The organism is Paraburkholderia sp. RL17-380-BIE-A, assembly GCF_046028085.1.
Taxonomy (GTDB): Bacteria; Pseudomonadota; Gammaproteobacteria; order Burkholderiales; family Burkholderiaceae; genus Paraburkholderia.
The window spans coordinates 1-21,269 of the sequence record NZ_JARESQ010000016.1 but is presented as its reverse complement, the minus strand read 5'-3'; the positions used below and the strand labels follow the sequence as shown (position 1 = coordinate 21,269).

Below are 21,269 nucleotides of genomic sequence, written 5' to 3'. Positions count from 1 at the left end.
GCGCCATGCTCATTTCCAAAAGCACGCGACCAACTGGGCGCGTCCACTTAAGTCACCAATAATGAACCGTCTGCTCGAATTAGATCTTCAGGCGCGTACGGAACTGCTCGCCTATCTGGTTGCGTTACAACTGGTCGCACGCCAGAAAACCGGCCAGTGGTTGAAGCCTGGCCAACTGATCGAATCCACTCGACTGTGGCTGCGCCTGAATGGCCGTCGCGCCGATTGGCTGCAGCGTGTGACGCTGGCATGCCGTACGCAACGGCTGGCCGAGCAACTCGAGCGAACCTCGCCGGAGCGGTTCGACGCACGCAGTCTGGCGCGCATGTTCTTTTGCGGCGTGAGGCTGGACTGGCGCTCCCAGGTGGTGATCGAAATCTTCGTCGCGTGTGTGGCGAATCTGCCCGGAGAGATCGTCTTTCACAGGCAGGGCGGTTGAAAGGAATGCGAACCCTCGCAACAGAGTAACTCGCTGCACGCCGCATGTGCGACCTAGCTAATTCCACTGACTCGACATGTCCTGGTCAAATTACGCCGACACTCGTTCTTGTACTGAACTTCTAACCTATCTCGTCGTGTCTCAATTGTTGAGGCATCATCTAACCGGAAAATGGCTGACCGCCGAGCACGCAGCCGAATTCACACATTTGTGGATGTATGTGAATGGCCCGCTTGATCTGCTGGCGCGCGTATCGTTGGCCGGCCGTTCGGAAGCACTCGCAGCGAAAATGTTGCGTGAATCGAAGCAGTTGTTCGACGCCAAGGCCCTTGCGGAGGCATTCGTCGATTCAGGGCATCTCGACTATCGGTCTCCCGTGGTAGTCGCCGTTCACCAAGCCTGCAGGCTGCAGGTCACGTCAGCATACAAATGCACCGAACACCAGTTTTGGTGCGACGCGGATTAGGGCATCGGCTATTGCAAGGAATGCGCTAGATCAACGCGAGAAGCGCTGCAGCGGTTCTATCAAATGCATTGACCGTCGCGTCGCTATTGGCAAGCCCGGTCATGTTTTTCCGATTTGCTTCCAGAGACGAAATGAAAGCGCCGGTGAGAATCGCGCGTTGCTCGGCGGGCAAAACATCGAGAAGCGAGCTCTGGAAGCTGAGCAGAGCGAGGATCTGGCCGTGCAGGGAGTCGATAGTCGGTTCTAACATGTGAATCTCTATGCGGTGAAAAGGCGGCGAGCTGGCCGCTGTTGAGATGATGACGCGGTCATGAGCGCGTAGCCAAATCCTTGTGCCACGGTGGGGCAGGACAAGGCGTCCTCTCATACGGGCCTGCTGGCTACCGTACTGTACACACCACTGCGGAGAGCTATGTTCCCTTTGGCGGATTGAGCCACATCTTTGACGGATGCGTTTAGGAAACGGATGTCGGCTCGGCGTTCGTGCGACGAAGGATGATCGTGTTATGCGCAGTGAGCGCGAAGCATATCTGGACTATGAATGAATAAGACGGATACGGCCAAATGTTTGTCATGAAACGGGACGCGCCGGCCGCTAGTCTTCAAGAACCTCAATCGCTGGTTCTAAGTTGGTGAAATATATGGTAATTGTCCTTTCGATTCTCGCAAATCTCTGCTTCGGTGGGGCGATCGCCTACCTGCTTTTCAGCGTGTTTTCCGCGTTGAAGGTTGGGCGCCGGCACTTCCAGACATTGATATTTCTTGAGTTTCAGCCGCATCGGGCGCGTGGGAACTGGGAAGCATCGCGGGCGAGGCTCATGATCCGCTTGCGGCTATGGGCAATTCTCGGCGTGTTGATTGGAATTGGGTCTCTGACCGCGGCTCTATCGTTCCCTTAAAGGCCGTCGCTGAGAGGTCTTTCTGCGGCCTTCTCTTGTCTGCAGTCGCCAATAGAATTGGCGCCGGACGGCCAGAATGTGGGCCATGACCTGCATGGATAACTCGCTAAAACGCACCGGCCACCGAGGAATCTTGCGATCCATAAGATGGCGCCAGAGGAAATTTTGAAGTGCGGAAAAAGCGATTGCTTCCGGGATTTGCAGCTTCCTCTTGCCAATACATGGATGCATTCGTGAGATCGGGATGGTGCCTGATTCAGGGCATGGCAAGCGAATGGGCTAAAACGCCAACATGTTGGCGTTTTCCGTCAGTCGCTCAAAGTCAGAAGATGGCCTATGTATGATGCACTGCAACTGAGGTCGGGGTACTTGTAGAAAGTGAGCGGTTGGGGCGACACCCGAAATGCGAAAGGGAAATCTCGATTTTCTTGCTGATAACACGACCACTAACAGCGTTATCAGTGAAAGAGAAATGAGCATTGACCGATTGGATTGGGGCAGGTCGTTAGCCGGACGATCGCGAACGGATGCAAAAGCAGGTTCTGCCTTCAAGTTGAACTCGCTCGCGCGATAGGCGGGCGGAAGCCGGAAGTGGCTGGAGACGCCACGAACACCACATCGGTAAGCCCACCGCCGACGCTGTCGTGACGATGGGCAAGTCCCTTTTTTTGGAACCACGAACTACCCCCGTTGCTGGATCACGATGACCAGTACACGAAGGGTATGGCATCGCATTGTTTGATCTGCTGTCTAAATGCTCGCGTAACCGAGTGCTTGAGTGTTGACTGGAATCAGCGGTTGAGTGACAAGAAGTGACTGATGCAAAGAAAAAAATGCTCTGTGAATCTGTTCAAGCCGGAACTACGAATAGGACTGCATATGCTGAACACCTCAACGGATGAACCTGTTGTGCGCGCTGGTGACAGCAGGTCGGTTCCGACGGAACAGGAGTTCTCCGCGGCGTCCGTCCGGCTTGTTCCGGTGGTGCTCGCAGGTGGCGCCGGTTCACGGCTGTGGCCCATTTCGCGTGAGCAGTATCCGAAGCAGCTAATTGACGTACTCGGTTCGGAATCGCTGCTGCAAGCTACCGTGCAGCGGATGAAAGGTTTCGGCGCGCACGGGCGATTGGTGGGTGCTCCGATTGTTATCTGTGGAGAGGAGCACCGTTTCGTGACGGCGGAACAGTTGCGTGAACGGGGTGTCGAGGCGCGCATCGTGGTGGAACCGGCTCGTCGCGATACTGCACCTGCACTGACGTTGGCGACCACGACTGCGTGCGCGGATGGGGATGATGCGATTGTGCTGGTCATGCCGGCGGACCACGCGATCGTCGACGTCGCTGCTTTCCAGGTGGCAGTCGCTCAAGCCGCAGAGCACGCCGAGCGCGGTGCGATCGTGGCACTGGGCGTGCCGCCCACGCGTGCCGAGACGGGCTTCGGCTATATCAAGCTTGGCGACGAGATTAGTGGCGAGGCGCATCGCATCGAGCGTTTCGTCGAAAAACCCGCAGCGGAGATCGCTGCCCAATACGTGGCGTCGGGTCAGTACTGGTGGAACAGCGGCATCTTTGTTTTGCGCGCGAGTGTATGGCTTGCGACGCTCAAACGCCTCCAACCGGCAATGTATGACGCGTGTCTTCAAGCGCAGGCGCAGGGTTCCAGCGACGCTTCGTTCTTCAGGCCGGGCGCTGAAGCATTCAAGTCGTGCCCGGCCGACTCGATCGACTACGCGGTGATGGAACACCTCGGGGCGCAACAAGGCATGGCGGAAGGTGTCGTAGTGCCGCTCAGCGCGGGCTGGTCCGACCTCGGTTCGTGGGATGCGGTCTGGGATGCACTAGAGAAAGACGGTGACGGAAATGCTTCCCATGGTCGGGTCGTTTTCGAGGGGGCCACGTCCAGCTTCGCTCGTTCGGAGAAGCGTCTGATCGCATGCGTTGGCGTGAGCAACGTGGTGGTGGTTGAAACGGACGACGCCGTGCTGGTGGTCGACCGTTCCCGTGTTCAGGAAGTGAAGAGCGTGGTCAGCCGGATGCGGGCATTGCAGGCCCCTGAAGCCGAGGTTCATCGCAAGGTTCGACGCCCGTGGGGTTATTACGATTCGGTCGATCATGGCGAGCGCTTCCAGGTCAAGCGGATCCTGGTCAATCCCGGCGGTCGCCTGTCGCTGCAACTGCATCACCACCGCGCCGAGCATTGGATCGTGGTGAGTGGCACTGCTTTGGTCACGCGTGGGGACGAAGAATTTCTGTTGAGCGAGAACCAGTCGACTTTCATTCCATTGGGCGTGACGCATCGACTCGAGAACCCGGGGAAGCTGCCGCTCGAATTGATCGAAGTTCAGTCCGGGCCGTATCTCGGTGAAGACGACATTGTTCGTTTTGATGATACATACGGGCGGGCGTGACGCTTCGGTTACGCACGCTGTCCACCTTCTGGCGGGGAGATCACAACATGCTCGGATTACAGGGGTTATTGGCGCGGCTTGTCGACGTGATTCTGATCGTGGCGGGCGCACTTCTGGCGTCGCACATTCGCTTTGAAGATCTCGTTCAGACTCGGGTGGATGGCGCATTCATTACGTTCTCGGTCGCGCTTGCTCTGGTGTCGTTCCCTGCATTCGGCCTTTATGAATCGTGGCGCGGTCGCTCTTTGTGGCGGCTGACCGGGCAGGTCTCGTTGGCCTGGCTGCTGGTCCAGGCAGGTGGGCTCGTTCTGATGTTCTCCGTTCATCGCACGGATATGATCTCGCGGCTCTGGTTCATCTATTGGACCGCGACGAGCGCGGCTGGCTTGATTGGGTCGCGGTTGGTGCTGCATTCGGTGCTGCGTAGCATGCGCCACGCTGGTATGAACTTGCGCAACGTCGCTGTGGTAGGTGGCGGGTCTCATTGCAAGGATGTTGTGAGTAAGGTGCAGGCGATTCCTGCAAGTGGATTTCGCATGTCGGCCCTATTCGAGGTCGGCGCAAGCGAAGTCTTCGCACCCAAGAGCATTCCGGTATTCAAGAACTTCGACGAGTTCTCCGAACACGTTAGAAAAAACGCGATTAAGGAGATCTGGCTGGCTTTGCCGTTGTCGGAAGCCCAGACCATGCTCCGTTTCGTCAACGAATTTCGTGGTGATCTGGTGAACATCCGTTTCATTCCGGATGTGCGCAGCATGGCATTGTTCGACGCCGGCGTGGTGGATCTGATCGGCTCGCCGGCGATCAGCCTGGTTGCGTCGCCGCTGCCCGCTCGGGCAATGGTACAGAAAGAGATCTTCGACCGGTTGTTCGCGGCGCTGGCGCTACTCGCGCTGACACCCTTGTTGCTGATCATCGCGATCGCGGTGAAGTGCTCGTCGCGCGGTCCGGTCTTCTTTACGCAATACCGGAAGGGGGCTGATGGACAGGTGTTTCGCATCTATAAGTTCCGGTCCATGCGTGCTCATGCTGAGAAAGCGGGCGTCGTCACTCAGGCCACCAAGGGCGATCCGCGCATCACGCGAGTAGGTGCGCTTCTGCGCCGGACTAGTCTCGATGAGCTGCCGCAATTCTTCAACGTGCTGCGCGGCGAAATGTCGGTGGTCGGGCCAAGGCCGCATGCGATCGAACATGACGAGATGTATAAAAAGGTTGTTGACGGCTATATCCATCGCTATCGGATTAAACCTGGTATCACTGGTTGGGCGCAGGTAAATGGGTTCAGGGGGGAGACCGACCGACTCGAGAAAATGCAGAAACGAGTCGAGCATGATCTCTACTACCTGCAGAACTGGTCGTTTGGTTTGGACATGCGGATCGTGATTGCGACGATGGTAAAGGGGCTGGCGAGCAGTAACGCCTATTAACACGTCAGCCACTCGAACGAATTTTATCTACTTCAGTGCGTGGTCTTCGCAGCGGCATGGAAACACAAGCCTGCCGGCGTGTACGGCAGTCCTGGCGAGGTTTCGGTGACGATTCCACGGAAATCCGCTGGTCAATCAGACCGCAACCCGAAAGACGGCAACACCAATTTTCATACACGATTCGCAGGGAGATCGTGCGAATTTTTTTGCAGTTGACGCTGCCGCCGAATTCGAAATCAATGAAAAAGAATTTGAAGGATTATCTGATGGCATTATTTTGGAAGTGGGTCAGTCGCTGTAAAGAAACTGATTGCCGTCGCGGTTATCAATTGCTGTCCGGACTGGCTGCAAGCGTCATTCTGTCGGCGTGCTCGGTCGCCCCCGGAATGCGAATGACAACACCTCCAACGTTGCCGCTGACAAGTGGCGACGCACAGACTCCGCCGGTCGACCTCCAGGTTCCGATAGTCGACATCAATACCGCATTGATCAGGAAGATGCGTGACGAAGTGGGGCAACCCACCGCGGTCGAAAGCAATAAGCTGTTTTCGAACACGTCCGGCTATACGCTCGGAGTCGGTGACGTACTGCAGATTACGGTTTGGGATCATCCTGAACTCGCAGTCGCGCAAGGCATGCAGCAGACCCAGACAAACGTGCAGCGCAGTACCGATCCCGCAGCTGGCTTCATTATTGAAAGAGACGGTACTGTCCGCTTTCCGTACGCAGGGAAGATCGCTGTCCGTGGTCTTCAGGTAGGCGAAGCTCAGGATCGAATTGCCGCGGCGTTGAAGCGCGTTTTCGAGAATCCGCAGGTCACTGTCAGGGTGGCGTCCTACCGTGCAAAAGAGGTCTACGTAGACGGTCAGGTCAGAAGTCCCGGTGTCGTGTCCATAACCGACATCCCGATGACGCTCTACGAGGCGATTACTCGAGCAGGCGGGCTCGCTGATAGCGCTGACCAGAGCCGCTTGATACTGGTGCGCGACGGTGTCTCCTATCAATTGGATCTCGCGAAGATGCTCGCTCGCGGAGAGAACCCTTCGAAAATCGTGCTGCAGAACGGGGACCTGTTGCGAGTGGTCTCGCGAGACGAAAGCGGCGTCTACGTCATGGGCGAAGTGAATAAGCCGTCTACCGCCTATCCGCTGAGAACCGGCGCGTTGACACTGAGTGAAGCGCTGGCTCAGGCGGGAAGTATCAACTCGAATTCTGCCGACGCCGCTCAGCTCTACGTGATACGCAGTTCGCAGGGCACTAATCCCGAAGTCTTCCATCTGGATGCCCGATCACCCGTTTCAATGATTCTGGCGAACGAATTCCAGTTGCAACCCAAGGACGTGGTGTATGTGGATGGCAGCGGACTTGTCCGATTCAGCCGTGTCCTTAGCCTGCTCCTGCCAGCGATCAACGCAGGTCTAACCGCAGCAATTGTGACGAAATGAGCGTCCATTCCATTCTGATTGTCTGTGAGGGAAATATCTGCCGAAGCCCTATGGCCGAAGCGCTGGCCATCGATCTGTTTCCAAGGCTTCATATCAGCTCAGCTGGTTTAAACGCGCTGATTGGGAAAAAGGCCGATCCTTTTGCCAGATCGGTCGTGACGGAGCGAGGGCTCTGTCTGGATACGCACGTGGCCCGGCAACTCGGCTGGTCGATGGTGAAGGCCGCGGACATGATTCTGGTGATGTCCGCAGAGCAGAAGAAGAGGGTCGAAGACACGTACAGATTCGCAACAGGGCGAACCTATCGAGTGGGGCACTTTCAGAAATTCGACGTGGCTGATCCTTACCAGAAAAGCAAAGCCGAATTTGAAGAAGCGTTTGCGTCGATCGAAGCCGGCCTGAAGCATTGGTCTTACGTGCTGGAAGAACTGAACGTATAAATATAGGTAACAAATGGCTGCTAATCTACCCGCGTCGCTTGACGCCACGAGTGCCAATGAAGACGTTTCGTTTGCTGATTACCTTTCGCTGATATACGAAGGGCGGTGGCTCATTGCGGGAATCATGGCGTTTGTCGTCGCGCTCAGTGTCATCTACGCTTTCGGCGCGCGCCCCATCTACGAAGCCAATATTCTGATTCAGGTCGAAGATTCCGACCTCTCCGAAAAGAATCTGCTTGGAGATCTTGCTCCCTTATTGGACGCCAAATCGGCAACCACCGCCGAGATCGAACTTCTGCGGTCGCGGCTTGTGGTCGGGTCCGCGGTTTCGAGCCTGAAGCTTTTTATCGAGGCTACGCCCCGGCACTTTCCGATCATTGGCGGATGGGTGAGCAATCGCTACGAGAGCCGGATGTCAGCGACTGGCCCAGCAGAGATAGCGCCCGCATTTCTTGGCCTGAGTCGTTTTGCGTGGGGTGGTGAGAGCATTCAAGTCGATCAATTCGACGTTCCAAGAACGTATTGGAAGAAGAAGTTCACGCTGGTGGCTACCGGTCGTGACTCGTATGTATTGAAGAGCTCAGGCGACGTGGTGCTCGAAGGGAAGCTGAACCGCGTCGCGAAAGGCCGGATCGACGACGGCGAAGTTACGCTGCTCATCTCCAGGCTGACCGCGCGTCCAGAAACCGAGTTCATTATCAAGCGCAGTTCCGAACTTCAGGCGGTGGAAGACCTTCAGGACGATCTCAAGATTGAGGAAAAGGGCAAGCAATCCGGCATCCTCAGTGTTACCTTGAATGGACCCAATCCAAAGAAGACGAAGAGTATATTGGATGCGGTGGCCAGCGAATACGTAACGCAAAACGTCGCGTTGAAATCAGCGGAAGCACAACAAACCATCGAGTTTCTCGATCGTCAACTCCCGCAGTTGAAAAGCCAGCTTGACGACGCGGAAGCCAAGTACAACCGCTTCAGAAATGAGAAGGGAACCGTCAATCTGAGCGAGGAAGCGAAGCTCATATTGCAGCAATCGGTCGATTCGAATACAGCGCTTCTCGAACTGCAGCAAAGGCGTCTCGAGTTGAGGCAGCGCTTCACCGAAGAACATCCGAGTGTCGTCGCGCTTGATAAGCAGATTGCGGCTGCAAAAGGTCAGACAGAATCTCTTGGCGGCAGAATCTCCGGGTTGCCCAACCTGGAGCAGGGCGCATTGCGTCTCATGCGCGACGTCGCTGTAGATACGGACCTGTACACGGGTCTTCTGAATAGCGCGCAGCAGCTTCGTGTCCTGAAGGCAGGCAAAGTCGGTAACGTGCGTGTGGTTGATTTTGCGCAGGATTCAGAAGAACCGATCAAGCCGAAGAAGGCTTTGGTGATCGCAATGGGCGTTGTGTTGGGCGCGATTTTCGGCGTGACAACCGCCTTTGTGCGGAAGGCGTTTTTTGGTGGCGTCGAGAGTGGTGACGCGATTGAGCGCGCCACTGGCCTGCCCATCTATGCAACGATTCCGCACAGCGACGAACAACGCGCGCTGGACGATGCGGTTCGTCAGCGCGTAAAAGGCTTTCATATCCTTGCGCACCAGAATCCTGCCGATACGGCAGTCGAAAGTCTGCGCAGCCTGAGAACGGCAATTCAGTTTGCCATGCTTGAGGCCGAGAATAACGTTGCGATGGTCACGAGTCCCAGCCCCAGTGTGGGTAAGTCGTTCATTGTCGCCAACCTCGCGACGATACTTGCCTCGTCCGGTAAAAAGGTGCTGCTAATAGATTGTGATTTGCGGCGAGGCCACGTGCACGATTGCTTCGGTTTGGCACGGGAGCCGGGCGTGAGTGACTTCATATTGGGTGAGATCAGTCTCGAGAAGGTTATTCAGCGGGACGTTCTTCCCGGTCTGGATTTCATTTCGACCGGGACCGTACCGCCGAATCCCTCCGAGCTGCTGACAAACGCGAGATTCTCGGAATTGCTGGAGAAACTGCGCACTTCGTACGACGTAGTGATCGTGGATAGTCCACCGGTCCTCGCCGTGACCGATGCGGCAATTATCGGCAAACATGCCGGGACAACACTTCTGGCCTTGCGCTATGCGCAGCACCCACTGCACGAGATCGTTGAGTCCGTTCGGCGATTGCAGCACGGTGGCGTTGCACTGAAAGGTGCATTGCTCAATGATCTGCCGCGAACCGCTCTCGGCTACGGGCGCAGGTATGGGCGGTATTACGCGTACGAATATGGGCAGCTAACGAAATGAACGAACGCTTGGCAAACAGGAAGCGTCGTCTCGACGGACAATGTGATCCATCGATCCCGTTGACGAACGACCATCACGTGGCAGTGATCCTGGTGAATTATAAAAACGCCAAGGATACATTGCGCTGTATCGAATCGATTGGGCAACTGGACTATGGCTCCTACTCCATCGTCGTTGTAGACAATTGTTCGGGTGACGGCTCCTACGAGAAGTTCCTGGAGCTTGGGCCGTCGGTCAGGGTTATACGCTCGGATTCCAACGACGGCTTCGCTGCCGCATGTAACCTGGCGATGAATGCGTTGCAGGATTCGGCCGTCAGATACTTCTGGTTGCTGAACAACGACACAATCGTTCGCAAAGACACGCTTTCAGAGCTGGTCAAGATCGCTCAACAAAGTGATGCCATAGGCGCCGTCGGATCGAGGATCGTCGATCTACACGATGTCGAGAAGACGATCTGTGCCGGCGGAGGCGTAATCAGCCGTATTACCGGTCGATCCATGCACATCGAGAATTTCACGGCCGAGACAAAGTTGGACTACCTGTGTGGGGCAAGTTGTCTGATTCGCCGGGACGCGTACCTGGATATCGGGCCACTCTCGGAGAAGTACTTTCTTTACTGGGAAGACGCCGATTACAGCTTCCGGCTGGCAAAGAGGAACTGGTTGATTTCCTTTGCCGAGAAGTCAATCGTCATGCATGCGGAGTCGAACACGGTTGGTAAGGGGAGTCCTCGATTCGACTACTTCTTTTCTCGCGGTTCGGTCATTTTCCTTAGAAGCCATTTCAGGTATCACTGGGTCATTCCACTGCTTGTCTCCTTGTCGGGCAGGCTTGCTCGCCGTGTTATCAAGGGCAATTACGCAGGGGCCGTGGCAATTGCGACCGGAGTAGCACATGGCCTGTCCGGTCAACTTCGGCGTCCCGGCTGACGAACCGCTATGGCAACCATTGGAACCTATACGGCACCACGACGGCCGCTCCCGCTAAGTTTGCTGTTGGCGTTGAGCGCGCTCTTTGCCGCGCTCGGCGCTCAGATCTTTCCCGTTTTCGGAATCATCTGTTTGGCGACGATCGCGTGTTCGCTATTGGAGGCGACAAAGAAGAATCTCGCCGGGCCGGCGTTCGTCATGCTCATTGTGTTCAGCCTTTACGTGTTGCCGCGCGCCGCCTTGGTTCTGCTAGGTGCGATCGACAAATTCTCGGGTTTCGACTTGAGTGACGACAACCAATGGATCATTGGAACGGTTCTGTTTGTCTATGCGTTTCTATCCGGAACCAAGCTCAGTGGGACCGATGGCGTTGCACTTGGTGCACCGGCAAAGGGTTCAAAGCTGGCAGTCGTGATCAGTCTGTTCATGATTGCCTGTTCCATTCTGTTCTTTTTCAGCTACTTGAAGGCTGTGGGTGGAGTGCAAGGCCTGATTGCGAATTACAACGCGGAAACCTATTTCGCGGCAACTCAGGACGAGGTGGGATCTGCAAGCAAGAATGGGTCGATCTACACGCTGATTTCGGGATTTGCTATCGTCAGTGCGGCGCTGTTTGCGCTTCGCAAATCGCGCAAAATGGTTATTTCTTATTCCATTTTGTGCGGCATCTCATTGGTGATGGCGGTCTGCTTCATCAAGCGCGAGTATGCGTTTGACGTATTGATGGCGATTATCGTCACGCTGGTTGCAAGAAAGTCCGTGGTTAGACTGCAAAAGCTCGCCCTGATCGGTTTTGCGGCCGCGGGAATGCTCTTCCTGCTGTTTCTCGTCAGATCCGGATTTCAGCCGGGCGATGCCGCTGCGGTTCCGTTGGCGCTACTCGACACCTCCGAATTCTGGGTGCTCGATCAGATTATCAACGTGTACCAGAATGGCATCGGACTGACCGATTACGACTATGGCTGGCTTCATGTCATGGCGCTCGTCTCGCCTTTCATGCCGTTCGATTCATATGTCCCCCTGGACCACATTCTGGTTGAGCGATCAATGGGAATTTCCGGCTGGGGAATTCCGCCGACAATTTTTGGTTACGCCTTTCTGGTATTTGGCTGGATTGGTCTGATTCCGTATGGTATTGCGCTTGGATACCTGATCGGCCGTGTTGACCGTTGGTTGAAAAATCGAACCCGAAAGAGTTGGAGTTTCCTGAGCGCATACATGATTTTCATCATGTATTGCTGGTTTCTATTTAGAAACGGTGACCCTGTATTGGCGGTGTTTTATACCAATCGGTACTTGTTCCTGGTGATTTTCGTTGCCTTGATTGAATGGGTGTTTAACCGTGGTTCGAGGCGAATGGCTACCGCGAACTCAATGAGAGTGCGGATATGACGCGACACTTCAATTCACTATTCCGTCAGGCGCTGGGATCGAACGTCGCGATATTGGGGCTGAATTTCGGCAATGTAGCCCTTACGTCGCTGTTCGCCGGTCTAAATACGCGCGGCGCGGTGACGGCGATTATGACGTATCCGCCCTTATTAGCTTCGATATGCTGTTTTGGGCTTCATCTGGGGTTCGTTTATCTGACGCAACGGTTCCCTGAACGCGCGGAAAGTCTCTTTAAATGTTTGATTGTCTGCGCCATTTTCTCCCTTGGCGCAGGCACGCTCGTCAGCTTGACAATTGCACCGTATATCGCAAGCAAAATTTCGGCCGATAGGACGCTGGTGACGATTTGGACCATCGTTCTGACCGATTCTACGATCGTCTACGCGCTGTTTTCGGGTGCCTGTCAAACCGAAAAGCTGTTCCATGTATTTAGTGTCTCGCGATTGATGTCGCCAGCGGTGACCGCGGTGGGAATTCTCGTTTTCGGTCTGTTCTCGGTGGTGGAAACGCAAGCTTATCTGGCTGCCTACGCCGCTGGATCACTAGCAAGCAGTGCATTCACGATCGTCGTGTGCATCAAGGAATATAAAAATAGAGGCGTGTTGGGACGGAAGGATGTACGCGAACTCGGCCGTCTCGCCTCGCTGTACTGGATTGGCGATGTAATGAACATCCTGGTTTGGCAGGTGGACAAGATCGCGTTAATCGCACTGTCCATGCCGATGCGGGAGGTAGGCATCTATACGATCGTCGCAGCAATTGCGCGGGGCGTAGGCCAAATTCCGATTTCGTTGAGTCAGGTGCTGCTGGCAAAGGCGATTGGGAAATCAAGAAATGCAGTGGTGGAACAAACTGCCGTCAATTTCCGATATATCACGGTTTTGTCGGTGCTGATGGCGGCGTGCCTGACACCGGTCATGCTGTCCTCGTTCTTTATCACGAACGTGGAGATTTCCCGATTCCTCAAGGTCCTGTGCATTCTCTCAATTGATTCCTGTGTAGCGGGTGGAAGCCTGATTGTTTCTCAGGCGTTCAGTGCGGTTGGCGAACCGCACAAGGGGGCGGTTCGCCAACTGGTGGGTGGCTTGTCTGCGATTGTATTTGCCTATCTGCTCGGGTTGCAGTTCGGTGTAGTCGGCGTTGCGACCGGGATTCTGATGTCCTCCGTTCTAAAACTCACTGTAGCGTGGGTCATGTTCAAGGGCGCTTTTGAAACGCGATCTGAAAATTGGATGCCTTCACGCACCGATTGGGGCGGGGCATTAGGTTTTTTAAAACGGGGAGGCTAAATGAATTCACTAAAAAACAAACTGACGTCGTTGCTGGAAATCATTCCGCAAGGCGAGCACATAATATTTGCCGACTATCCCGTTTATTTCAACATCGGGGATCTGCTGATATTTCAGGGGAGTGAAAATTTCTTTCGTGATAACAATATCATCATCGATGACCGATTCAGTCTGAAGGAAAAGTCGCAGCTTTCCAGAAATACGGTTGGCGACAGGGCGATCGTATTGCAGGGGGGAGGTAACTTCGGTGACCTTTATCCGTGGCATCAGTCATTTCGTGAGCAGATCGTAAGTCAATTTCCCGACAATAAGATTGTTCTCCTGCCGCAGACGATCCATTTTTCTGATTTGGCGAAGGCCAAGGAATCGGCAGCAATTTTCAAGAGACATAGAAATCTACACATCTGTGTTAGAGACGAAAAAAGCTACAAATTTGCCGCGGATTTTCTGAGCGACAAAGTCTATTTACTGCCAGACATGGCGCATTGGCTCTACGGATCATCACCGTTCAAACCGGCAATGCGCGATGCAGCGAACGGTACGCTCTGGTTGATTCGTGGAGACAAAGAGCAGCCGCAGGCTTCGCAAGTTTCGGAACTGCCGGTCCCTGGGCGGGACTTTCAAGGAGATTGGAACGATTTGCAGAAGTTTTCGGCGCCGTTTCTCGAACAGTGGTCGACCAAATTTCATCGCTTAGCGGGAATGGCTCCGGTCAGGGTGGTTCGTCCATGGAAAATGTACCTGCCGGTGGTGCGCTCAATTATCGAGGCGAATGTGAATTTCTTCTCGAAATACGAGCGCGTTGTGACATCGAGATTGCATGGGCACATTCTCGGTGCCTTGCTGGACAAAGAAATTGTTCTGATTGATAACTCGTATGGCAAAAACTCGGGCTATTACGAGTGCTGGACGAAGGCACTTCCGAATGTGGTCCTCTCTGCCAGCGGAGTGTGAGCCGTGCGCACAGCATTTGTATTGCTTTGGGCTGAGATTTCCGTTGAGAACTGGAAGAAGTCATTCGACGAAGGCCTCAGGCCGGACAGAACGCCCTATGGATATCATTATCTGGAGGAGTCTGGATTCGACGTGCTTTATTCGAAGTCGTTTAACGAAAACCCCCTTTCCCGTATTTTCAGAAAAATTGTATCCAGGATATTTCGTGCCGATCTCGTACATGCGCTGAGAAATATCAGGGGAATGGCAAAAGCGGACTACATCTTTACCCATACGGATAAAGAGACGTTCTCTGTTCTGCTGTTGAGAACAGTTTTCCCGTGGCTGATCAAAGCGAGGACCGTGTGCCAGATTATCTGGACCCCAGACGTGCTGAAACAGCAGAGTAAGTTCGGCGCAAGGATTCTCGGAGCTGTGTTGAGGAAGGCGGATCTGGTCATCACGTTGTCCAGCCAGAACCAGGACTGGTTGAACCAGCTCGACAGCCGGATCAACGCGAGATCGGTGAAATTCGGCATTTGTCGCGACAGCTTTTTGACTGAGGAGCTTCCGGCTATTCGGGACGATTCGGCAGTGAGAGTCCTTGCGATCGGTAATGACGAACATCGAGACTGGAACACGTTTTGTGCGGCTCTCTCCGAAGTGAGTGACATCCGCGTACGAGTGCTTAGCCGTACCTTCAAGAAATCGGTTGCGTCATATCCGGATGAATGGGAAATAGAGTCCGCAAATTCGCTCGGTGAGGTAAAGGACGCGTATGCATGGGCGGACCTCGTCGTGGTGCCGCTGAAAAGCAACATGCACGCGTCCGGCATTACCTGCGTACTGGAAGCGGCATTTCTGGGCGTGCCTGTCATCGCGGCAAATACCGGAGGACTGACTGACTATTTCGAAGATGGCGAAGTGATGTACTACGAGACGGGTAGCGCCGAATCGCTTGGTTCGCAAGTCAGGAGATTTGCCACGGATGTCTCGGCGCGACGGAGTTATCAGCGTGCGGCGTTTGAGCGTGCGCGCAAGGAAACGCTGACCTCGAAAAACTACATTGCCCAGCAGGTGAGTTTGATTCTGGCTCGAGATGCAATCGGGGGGACCTGATGAAAATAGTGCACGTATGCGAGACGCTGAAGGGCGGTATCGAATCCTATTTGGCGGAGATTATTCCGTTCCAGGTGGGTCTTTACGGAGCGGACAATGTCCACATCATCGTCCCCCGCGACGGAGCGGGCGGGCGAAGCGAGTTTCACGAAGCCGTTGTCTGGGAATTCAGGAGAAAAGGGCGTTCTTTCTCTACGATGCTGAATCTCTGCGTGGCGATTCTCAAGCTCGTCAAGACACAGGCGCCGGACGTTATCCATTTGCACAGCTCTTTTGCCGGCGCCATTGGTCGCGTTGTGTTGATGGCTTTACGCAAGGAGACGAAGGTTGTCTATTGTCCGCACGGTTGGTCCTATCTGCGCCAGGGTGCAGAACGTACGAACTGGCTGTGGAAAAAGATCGAAACGATGCTGGCGGTAGCGTGCCACAAGATCGTTTGCATTTCCGAGCACGAGTACAACGCCGCACTCAACGCCGGCTTGCCAGAACATAAGCTGGAACTGATCGTAAGCGGAATTTCGGATGTCGTGTCGGACGCACCGCGGAATCGGGTCATCTCACGCGAAGGCCGCGCGATACGCCTGTTATTCGTCGGCAGGCTGGATTACCAGAAGGGTATCGATCTATTGTTCAATGCGCTTCGGTCGGCTGCGCGAAACGATATCGAGTTGACGATAGTCGGGGAGGCTGTTGTCAATTCCGGTTGGTGGGCGCAGGTTCGCGGATCGTGTCCTGAGAATGTGCAAATCATTGGCTGGCAGGAACGGGATGCGCTGCAGCTTTTTTATGAGCTCGCCGACGCTCTCGTGGTGCCTTCACGTTGGGAAGGTTTTGGCCTCGTTGCTGTCGAAGCACTCCGATCGGGCACGCCGGTGATATGCAACGTGGCGGGAGCGTTGCCGGATATCGTGGAACACAGGATTAGCGGTTATCACCTCGATTTTGAAAATACAGAGAAGGCGGTGGCTTTCTTCGCTGAGCTGAAGCTTGAACACCTGGCCCACTTGAGGGATGCAGCGCGTGAGCGCTATACCAGCGTTTTTAAATCCCAGGCGATGAACGAAAAGATGCTGCAGATGTATCAAGCCGTCATTCCGCACGCAGAGGCGGTGGGCACCGCGGGGTTTATGGAGTAGGTGGCCCCGATTTATCGAGGACAATATGATTCATGTCGACTATGTGGTTGGTCACGATCCCGCAATTGATCGTGACGGTATCGGGGACTATGCGGAACAAGTGGCAGCAGCTCTGGGCCGACGCGCAACGCTCGGCTCGAAGATTGGCTTTGTTCATTCGAGATTCAAACCGGCGAGTATATTTAAATGGTTTGGATTTCTTCGATTCTTTAACCGATCGAACATTGTACATATCCAGTATCCGGTTGAGGGGTGGGGGACATCGGTCATGCCTGGCGTCGTGCCAGTCATGGGTCGTCTCTTTTTTCGATCGAGCCGCCTGGCTATCACGTTGCACGAATGGCGAAGCATGCACGTGTTGCGCCGTGCAAGCGTCTATTTGACGATTCTTCTGGCAGACGTCCTGATCTTTGCCTCTGAACGGGAACGAAAAGCATTTTTAAGTTCACGGATTGCAAAGTATACGAGGAGCGCTCAACAACAGGTGGTCATTCCGATCGCCGTGAATGTTGATATTCCAGAGCTTGAAACAGCGGATATTCTGGCGGCACGTGAAAGCGCACTGTCGCGGCTGGGCCTCGGAAGAAGCAGGCTCGGCCACGGCGAGTCCGCTCGCCAGTTGGTGCTAGGCTTTTTCGGATTCGTCTATGAATGGAAACAGCCGGAAAAAATGCTCCATATTGTCAAAGCGCTGCTGAACAAAGGTTGCGCAGTGAATCTGGTTATGTGCGGCGATTTTCCGGATGGGCACGACGAGAAACGTGAAAATTTTCGCAAGAAAATCGCGGAGTATCGGCTCGAAGGCAATGTCGAATTGTGCGGCTATGTCGAGCGGGCGGATGAACTGGCGTTACGGCTTTCTGCGTGTGACGTAGTTCTTCAGCTGTTCTCTGATGGTCTTTCGGCAAGACGAGGAAGTTTCTGGTACTCGGCCGAGCTGGGCACGCAGGTTCTTTCCACGTTTCCGGGCGCGCAGGACGAGTTCGAGCAGTGTGGAACAGGTTATGAGCCTTCGAATGACGAGCGTGTGTTGCTGGTTCCCGCAGACGATGATCCTGCCAACATAGCGGCGAGGATTCTGGACTGGACGCGACCATGGAGTCCACCGGTGAGAAGGACGATTGCGCCTACCTGGGACGAGATAGCGGCCCAACACGAGGGGGTGTATGCCGCAATGATGCCCGCGTCGCAACCGCTGACTGACGAACTGGTGGAGGAGGCCGTTCAGCCGGCGAAGACGTTCGGTTCGCGGTCGACGGAGAGCCGATGAAACCGGTCGATCGCCTGGAGAAAAGACGCTCCGTTGTGAAAGTTATCCTGACCGGGGTGTATTGTCTGTTGCCCTCTTTGGCGCGACCGGCAGAAAGCGATGCATCTGCTTCTTCCGGCATTGCAAGGCCAGACGGTACAAAGAGCAGCGTGCGTATCGACGAGCTGGGTGCGAAGGGCAACGGCGTTGACGACGATACGGAATATTTCACGCGTGCCATGCGGTCCGGCGTCACGGTCGTGGCAGGAAAGGGAAAGGTCTATCGCGTCAGGCCGCTCGTATTCGTTGATTTAAAAAACGCAGCATTGGATCTGAACGGTTCAACCCTGCTGGTAGACCGTCCTACCCCGACAGGTCCTTCGCCGTCGGGGCTCACCTTCAAATCTTCGTCCAGCTTAGGTGGATGTCAGAATCTGAAATTGAGTCATGGAAAAATCGCTTATGTATCGGCGCCCTCTGCAAGAATCGACAACAATTTCTCGATTTATGTGGAGGGCGCTCGGGGCCTGGAGATTTCCGGAATTGAGATCGATGGAAGCTGGTCGGCGGGGATCTGGGTGCAAAAATCGACCCATGTTTATATCCACGATAATTATGTCCATCACACCAAAGCAGACGGCATAACCTGTCAGGGTTGCGGAGACGATATACGCATTATTTCCAACCGCGTGAGCTTGCCGGGCGACGACTGTGTCGCCGTAACGTGGTTCACGGGAAATAATGAATCCTACGTCGGAAATAGCGCGGGTGAGAAATATAGCTCGAACGTCAGAATAGCGAATAATATTTGCGAGGATGGTGCTGCTCGGGGAATTTTTCTTGGGGGCGTGTCGGGAGGCGAGGTCTGTTTCAACAGGATATCGAGAACCGACGCCATTGGCATTCTACTGGCCAGAGATACAGTGGACCGGTCTTCCGAGTTTTTCTATGCTAACGGTGTGAATAACTCGAATCTGAACGTGGATATCCACCATAACGCGTTGAATCAATGCGCTATCGCGTCCAATAGCAGATATGCGGAGGTAGGTGGGATCTGGATCTCCGAGCGGAATCGCGGTATCAGGGTAATGAATAATATTTTGTATAAATGCAATAATATTCACTTCTACTGTGCTGGGAATGCGGAGATTTACCAGAATAAAAGTTTTTCTCCCCAATGGGTCGCGGGTGGACGGGTGAGAAAAGAACAGATGCTGGGGCGGGGCAGCCACATCGTAACGGGCGCCAATTCGGCAAGCAAGGGATGGAATTTTGGCCGAATTGACGAGAACCAGTTGATTGGCGATTGCTATTACGCAATCTGGATTGGCCCGGGAAGTCTTTCCAGGCAATGGCAGGTTGCCAGAAACCGGATTTTTGTTTCGACTGACACGACTCAGTCCGCAAGTTTGCTGTCCACTGAAGCGGGGCAGAAAAACGCGGCGAGGATTACTGCCTGGATTCGCTCCGACAATCCGGGGAGGGTTTCTGTGCAAGACAACGTGGTTCAGGATCTCCGCGATGCGCCCACTCTTGATCCGTAAGTTGGTTTCCGGCGTCGGCGCGTGCAAGACCGAGTTCTGATCTTGCGCTCAGTCCCGGCCGTGAGCGTCTTCGGCCGCGCAGCGCGGAGCCGAGGCATTCTCGTGGTTAGCCGATCGCTCCAACTGCTGGTCGGATCCGTTCGGCGTTCTCAGACCATGCTCGATCCGATCTGCCGACGCACTCCTCGTGCGCGCCTCCTGCAGCGACCGCACGTAATCGTCCATTGGACCGTCCTGCTGAGGGCGACGCTTACGGCGTCCCCACAGGCGACCTACGCTGCCACAGACCTTGCTGATCACGACGGCAATGCAAACGGCCATGGCAAGGAACACCAGGGCGAGACTTTCGCCAATGTTCCGTAAGCGTGTCAGTGTTCGCGAATCTCGCACGATGGCTCCAAGGCAGGCAGCGCCTTAGTCTACCAGTTCGGAACGGCGGGCTTCGACGAGCCTTGAGCAAGCATTTACGCGCGCGATCGGTACGCCTCGCGAAGGGCAGTCCTGCCGGCGGGGACCACGATTAGCGTCGCAAGCCGTATTAGCGGAGGTGGAATGAGCAGCGTATTTGTTCGGAAAGCGCTTTGTCAGTTGGCGTCCGCGCCGCCGAGCATGCTTTTGTAAGACTTCATTGCGGGGCTTAGCCTGAAGCGCTTATTGCCGGACGGCGCATCAGTGTCGCCATGCGTTGAAGTCATTTCGGAATAGGACGTAAGGTTACTCGTGTCCGCCGAACTGCCTTGGGATAGAAGCGACGATTGAAGTGCGCGCTTCTTTGACATTTGAAACTTCAATTGACGCCCTTTTTTGTTTTTGTCGCCAAGTGCAAGATCGTCGCCGCTTTCCGATGCGGATTCAAGCATCATGTTGGTGAGGTAATCCGGCTCATCTATCAAATCCTTCCCTACGGTCGCTTCCTTGGTCAGGCTGGGTGGCGCGTAAGGCGAATTGTTGGCGTCCTTCTTGTCGTCGAGGTCCCGACGACGTTGGTGGTCCGCATAGCGACGCCTGTAATGCCCCAATTTCGACGTGTTCGAGTCCTCCGGCACAGGCAAACCGTTCGATGAGTAAGAGGTCAATGTGGCCGGATCAACCGACGTATAGTCCAGGTCGCTCGCATTGCCGGTGGAATAAGTCGACTGAGCGGTTTGCCGGCTCGATGCGGTGTGATATTGAGCGAAGCCGGACGTGGACATTGCAAAAAGACACAGCAAACAGGCGCGCAAAGGTCTCACTGCCGCTCCTGACAGGTCGAAGAATTTCGTTTCGGTTTGCGATGTAACGCGCTTGCGATTAACTTGATTGCCACGCCACCTGCTCCGTAAGAAGGCTTTGCAGATACTTGCCGTAAGCATTCTTGGCGAGCGGTTTGGCGAGAGCCTGCAATTGTTCGCCGTCGATCCATTGCCGCCGGTACGCAATCTCTTCGGGACACGCGACCACCAGTCCCTGACGTTTCTGCAGCGTGGCGATGAAGGTCGCCGCTTCGATCAACGAGTCGTGCGTGCCCGTATCGAGCCAGGCGTAGCCGCGGCCCATGATCTCGACATTGAGCGCTGCGTTGGCGAGATAACGCGAGTTGACGTCGGTGATTTCAAGCTCGCCACGCGGCGACGGCTTGATGTCCGCGGCAATGTCGCACACCTGCTTGTCGTAGAAATAGAGACCCGTGACCGCATAGTTCGAGCGCGGTTTCGCGGGCTTCTCCTCGATCGAAAGCGCACGGAACTCGCGGTCGAACTCGACCACGCCATACCGTTCCGGGTCGTGCACGTGGTACGCAAAGACAGTGGCGCCTTCGGTTTTGTCGTTGGCGTTTTCCAGCTGCTTCGCCAGATCGTGACCGTAGAAAATGTTGTCGCCGAGAATCAGCGCCGACGGATCGTTACCCACGAAATCCCG

At 54.9% G+C, this 21,269-nt stretch carries 18 protein-coding genes; 15 read left to right on the top strand and 3 right to left on the bottom strand.

Going from position 1 to position 21,269, the window contains the following annotated elements:
• The first annotated feature begins 61 nt into the window (after nt 1-61).
• Nucleotides 62-439, top strand: a complete 378-nt coding sequence (locus P0D68_RS25095) for a hypothetical protein (protein ID WP_091801846.1) — start codon at nt 62-64, stop codon at nt 437-439.
• Between the two features lie 76 nt (nt 440-515).
• Nucleotides 516-905, top strand: coding sequence for a hypothetical protein (locus tag P0D68_RS25090; RefSeq protein ID WP_408301296.1), 390 nt, complete (start codon nt 516-518; stop codon nt 903-905).
• Nucleotides 906-930: 25 nt separating this feature from the next.
• Here P0D68_RS25090 and P0D68_RS25085 read toward each other — a convergent pair whose 3' ends face one another.
• Nucleotides 931-1,272 (bottom strand): hypothetical protein, encoded by a 342-nt coding sequence (locus P0D68_RS25085; protein WP_408468763.1) that lies wholly within the window; start codon nt 1,270-1,272, stop codon nt 931-933.
• Nucleotides 1,273-2,683: 1,411 nt separating this feature from the next.
• On the opposite strand from P0D68_RS25085, the gene P0D68_RS25080 reads away from it, so the two are divergent.
• The 13 genes from P0D68_RS25080 to P0D68_RS25020 are packed head-to-tail and all read left to right on the top strand — an operon-like array spanning nt 2,684 to nt 19,370.
• A complete protein-coding gene (locus tag P0D68_RS25080) occupies nt 2,684-4,210 on the top strand; it encodes a mannose-1-phosphate guanylyltransferase/mannose-6-phosphate isomerase (protein WP_408301475.1) in 1,527 nt (508 codons plus the stop codon).
• Nucleotides 4,211-4,257: 47 nt separating this feature from the next.
• Nucleotides 4,258-5,637 (top strand): undecaprenyl-phosphate glucose phosphotransferase, encoded by a 1,380-nt coding sequence (locus P0D68_RS25075; protein ID WP_091801834.1) that lies wholly within the window; start codon nt 4,258-4,260, stop codon nt 5,635-5,637.
• A 56-nt stretch (nt 5,638-5,693) separates the two neighbouring features.
• Entirely contained in the window at nt 5,694-7,082 is a 1,389-nt protein-coding gene (locus P0D68_RS25070; protein ID WP_459252019.1) for a polysaccharide biosynthesis/export family protein, read from the top strand.
• Nucleotides 7,079-7,522 carry a low molecular weight protein-tyrosine-phosphatase gene (locus tag P0D68_RS25065; RefSeq protein ID WP_091801831.1) on the top strand — a complete coding sequence of 148 codons (444 nt, stop codon included), beginning with the start codon at nt 7,079-7,081 and terminating at the stop codon, nt 7,520-7,522. Before P0D68_RS25070 ends, P0D68_RS25065 begins: the two co-directional genes overlap by 4 nt.
• Before the next feature lie 13 nt (nt 7,523-7,535).
• Nucleotides 7,536-9,776, top strand: coding sequence for a polysaccharide biosynthesis tyrosine autokinase (locus P0D68_RS25060; protein ID WP_408301292.1), 2,241 nt, complete (start codon nt 7,536-7,538; stop codon nt 9,774-9,776).
• Nucleotides 9,773-10,708 carry a glycosyltransferase family 2 protein gene (locus tag P0D68_RS25055; protein ID WP_408301291.1) on the top strand — a complete coding sequence of 312 codons (936 nt, stop codon included), beginning with the start codon at nt 9,773-9,775 and terminating at the stop codon, nt 10,706-10,708. Before P0D68_RS25060 ends, P0D68_RS25055 begins: the two co-directional genes overlap by 4 nt.
• Nucleotides 10,709-10,717: 9 nt before the next feature.
• Complete coding sequence (locus tag P0D68_RS25050; RefSeq protein ID WP_408301289.1) at nt 10,718-12,100, top strand: O-antigen polymerase; 1,383 nt, start codon at nt 10,718-10,720, stop codon at nt 12,098-12,100.
• Nucleotides 12,097-13,389, top strand: coding sequence for an MATE family efflux transporter (locus tag P0D68_RS25045; protein WP_408301287.1), 1,293 nt, complete (start codon nt 12,097-12,099; stop codon nt 13,387-13,389). Before P0D68_RS25050 ends, P0D68_RS25045 begins: the two co-directional genes overlap by 4 nt.
• Nucleotides 13,390-14,343, top strand: a complete 954-nt coding sequence (locus tag P0D68_RS25040; RefSeq protein WP_408301285.1) for a polysaccharide pyruvyl transferase family protein — start codon at nt 13,390-13,392, stop codon at nt 14,341-14,343.
• 3 nt (nt 14,344-14,346) lie between these two features.
• Nucleotides 14,347-15,441: a glycosyltransferase gene (locus P0D68_RS25035; protein WP_091801816.1), complete on the top strand. Its 1,095-nt coding sequence runs from the start codon at nt 14,347-14,349 to the stop codon at nt 15,439-15,441.
• Complete coding sequence (locus tag P0D68_RS25030) at nt 15,441-16,577, top strand: glycosyltransferase (RefSeq protein WP_408301283.1); 1,137 nt, start codon at nt 15,441-15,443, stop codon at nt 16,575-16,577. The genes P0D68_RS25035 and P0D68_RS25030 overlap by 1 nt, the downstream gene beginning before the upstream one ends.
• Nucleotides 16,578-16,602: 25 nt before the next feature.
• Nucleotides 16,603-17,847 carry a glycosyltransferase family protein gene (locus P0D68_RS25025; RefSeq protein ID WP_408301281.1) on the top strand — a complete coding sequence of 415 codons (1,245 nt, stop codon included), beginning with the start codon at nt 16,603-16,605 and terminating at the stop codon, nt 17,845-17,847.
• The gene (locus P0D68_RS25020) at nt 17,844-19,370 is read left to right on the top strand and encodes a right-handed parallel beta-helix repeat-containing protein (protein ID WP_408301279.1); all 1,527 of its coding nucleotides are present in this window, start codon (nt 17,844-17,846) and stop codon (nt 19,368-19,370) included. Before P0D68_RS25025 ends, P0D68_RS25020 begins: the two co-directional genes overlap by 4 nt.
• Nucleotides 19,371-19,954: 584 nt before the next feature.
• Here P0D68_RS25020 and P0D68_RS25015 read toward each other — a convergent pair.
• Nucleotides 19,955-20,602 carry a dTDP-4-dehydrorhamnose 3,5-epimerase gene (locus P0D68_RS25015; protein WP_408468762.1) on the bottom strand — a complete coding sequence of 216 codons (648 nt, stop codon included), beginning with the start codon at nt 20,600-20,602 and terminating at the stop codon, nt 19,955-19,957.
• A gap of 58 nt (nt 20,603-20,660) precedes the next feature.
• Nucleotides 20,661-21,269: sugar phosphate nucleotidyltransferase (locus tag P0D68_RS25010; RefSeq protein WP_408301275.1), on the bottom strand; the 609-nt coding region annotated here is incomplete at its 5' end.

Coding starts and splice junctions, on each gene's coding strand:
- P0D68_RS25055 (WP_408301291.1), top strand. CDS start 9,773: ATGAACGAACGCTTGGCAAACAGGAAGCGTCGTCTCGACGGACAATGT.
- P0D68_RS25040 (WP_408301285.1), top strand. CDS start 13,390: ATGAATTCACTAAAAAACAAACTGACGTCGTTGCTGGAAATCATTCCG.
- P0D68_RS25025 (WP_408301281.1), top strand. CDS start 16,603: ATGATTCATGTCGACTATGTGGTTGGTCACGATCCCGCAATTGATCGT.
- P0D68_RS25030 (WP_408301283.1), top strand. CDS start 15,441: ATGAAAATAGTGCACGTATGCGAGACGCTGAAGGGCGGTATCGAATCC.
- P0D68_RS25060 (WP_408301292.1), top strand. CDS start 7,536: ATGGCTGCTAATCTACCCGCGTCGCTTGACGCCACGAGTGCCAATGAA.
- P0D68_RS25075 (WP_091801834.1), top strand. CDS start 4,258: ATGCTCGGATTACAGGGGTTATTGGCGCGGCTTGTCGACGTGATTCTG.
- P0D68_RS25070 (WP_459252019.1), top strand. CDS start 5,694: ATGGAAACACAAGCCTGCCGGCGTGTACGGCAGTCCTGGCGAGGTTTC.
- P0D68_RS25020 (WP_408301279.1), top strand. CDS start 17,844: ATGAAACCGGTCGATCGCCTGGAGAAAAGACGCTCCGTTGTGAAAGTT.
- P0D68_RS25050 (WP_408301289.1), top strand. CDS start 10,718: ATGGCAACCATTGGAACCTATACGGCACCACGACGGCCGCTCCCGCTA.
- P0D68_RS25095 (WP_091801846.1), top strand. CDS start 62: ATGAACCGTCTGCTCGAATTAGATCTTCAGGCGCGTACGGAACTGCTC.
- P0D68_RS25080 (WP_408301475.1), top strand. CDS start 2,684: ATGCTGAACACCTCAACGGATGAACCTGTTGTGCGCGCTGGTGACAGC.
- P0D68_RS25045 (WP_408301287.1), top strand. CDS start 12,097: ATGACGCGACACTTCAATTCACTATTCCGTCAGGCGCTGGGATCGAAC.
- P0D68_RS25065 (WP_091801831.1), top strand. CDS start 7,079: ATGAGCGTCCATTCCATTCTGATTGTCTGTGAGGGAAATATCTGCCGA.
- P0D68_RS25090 (WP_408301296.1), top strand. CDS start 516: ATGTCCTGGTCAAATTACGCCGACACTCGTTCTTGTACTGAACTTCTA.
- P0D68_RS25085 (WP_408468763.1), bottom strand. CDS start 1,272: ATGAGAGGACGCCTTGTCCTGCCCCACCGTGGCACAAGGATTTGGCTA.